Origin of the sequence: Globicatella sanguinis NBRC 15551 (genome assembly GCF_001552295.1) — a bacterium.
GTDB classification, from domain to species: Bacteria; Bacillota; Bacilli; order Lactobacillales; family Aerococcaceae; genus Globicatella; species Globicatella sanguinis.
Genome location: NZ_BCQX01000199.1, coordinates 1 through 1,699 on the forward strand (window position 1 = coordinate 1; position 1,699 = coordinate 1,699).

At 42.1% G+C, this 1,699-nt stretch carries 1 protein-coding gene; it reads right to left on the minus strand.

Features of this window, described 5'->3' with window-relative positions:
• Positions 1–1,238, minus strand: a 1,238-nt coding sequence (locus GSA01S_RS10070) for an IS110 family RNA-guided transposase (RefSeq protein ID WP_066127231.1), incomplete at its 3' end; no start/stop codon positions are given.
• Positions 1,239–1,699 lie beyond the last annotated feature (461 nt).

The window sequence follows — 1,699 nt, forward strand, 5'->3', positions numbered from 1 at the left end:
TCCGGTGGCGTATAGAGTTGGTGATTGCGTAGTAGCACATCCACCAGACGCACTAATTTTCTTGCGGTTAAGACGAGGGCACGTTTGTGCTGATGTTTAGGTACTTCCTGGAATTTCTTATGATAGAACTGGGCATATTCAGGTAAATAGCGTTTAACAGAGTTGGCAGCTTCAACTAGGTAATAACGCAAGAACCGATTGCCCCGATGAATCATCGGTGTGTTTTGTGACGATCGTTTTCCCGACTGATTTTCCTTCCAGGATAAGCCGGCGTACTTGGCAATTTTTGCTTGAGAATCAAAGCGTTCAATCTGTCCGATTTCGGCGATGATTCCAGCGGCATAGACCGGACCAATACCAGGAATAGAAGTTAAGCACTGATATTCTGGTAGGATTTGAACAATATCTTCAATCCCTTTGTCGAGATCTTTGATTGCTTTTTCAAGCGAGCGAATCTCACGGACTAAGACAGCCAGCACGATATCAATGGATTGGGCATGGACCTTAGAGAGACGATAACTCGATCGAATGGCTTTTTGGATTGTTTTAGCTAAGTCTTCGGGTGCTTTGAAGCGTCCCCGTCCTAGCTTTTGAATCAATTGGCCAAATTCTTCTAAAGGCATATTAGCCAGGTCATCTAGAGAATAGTCTTCTGTCATGAGTGAAATGACGGTAGCACTGAGGGCAGTCGTGGAATGCCCATCTTCTTTAAGATTCATCGAAAGCGTATTACACTTATAGTAAAGATTTTCTAGGAAGTGTTGCTTGACTGTAGTAAGTTGCTTGATTAATTGATAGCGAGACCGTGTAAGGTGCTGTAAGGCGATGTATTGGTCTTCCTTTAAGAAAGAGAGATTAAACCTTTGGATACGCAAGTAATCAGCAATATAGAAAGCATCTAAAGCATCGTTTTTATTTTCGGAGAAAACTTCACGATATTTCTTGATTTTGCTTGGTTCTTCAATTGTGACCACTACATTTAGCTCACTCAGCTCTGGGTCTTCTTTGAAGAAGTAACCGGGATGAAAGCTATAAGCTGATGTGGATTCCATGCCGATGACGATTCGATCAAAGTGATAGTCCTGATAGGCTTGAAGAATCCATTCTTTCAGTTCAGTGGCACCGTCGTGATCATTTCTAAAAGAACGTTCTAACAAAACAGAAAATTGTTCATCATCCGTTAAACAACAGACGTCTAGCTTAGCTAGACTAACATCTAAACCGACATATAAGTTCATGTGAGGGACCTCCTTTCGATTATATTTGGAAATTGCTTGGTTACTGTGGGATATCCCAGGATACCATTGCCTATAACAGCCTCGCTTAATAGAATACTTATCACGCTGATTCAAGCTGCCACTCGCCTACTAGCGGGTGTGAACCAGGGTGGAAACAGCTAGTGTGTTGGTTGTGACATCAATGGTCCGGGTTACAGACTTAAGAAGTAGACAAAGCCACAGAGGTGAATAGCATATTCCCGTAAGTCCCTTTCCAAGACTTATTATCCTACAACATCTCACAGTAACCAAGCAATATGAAGGGACAATTAAACATTTTATGAATTGAAATGAGGCTTAGCTAGCGCGCTTCGCTTGCTTGCCATTGTCATCCTGTTCGATTTCTTCGAAATCGTCCAGTCTGACAACGGGTAAAGCCCTTATCCATGACATAATGTTCGGTAAATCAAGAGAAACAGAGA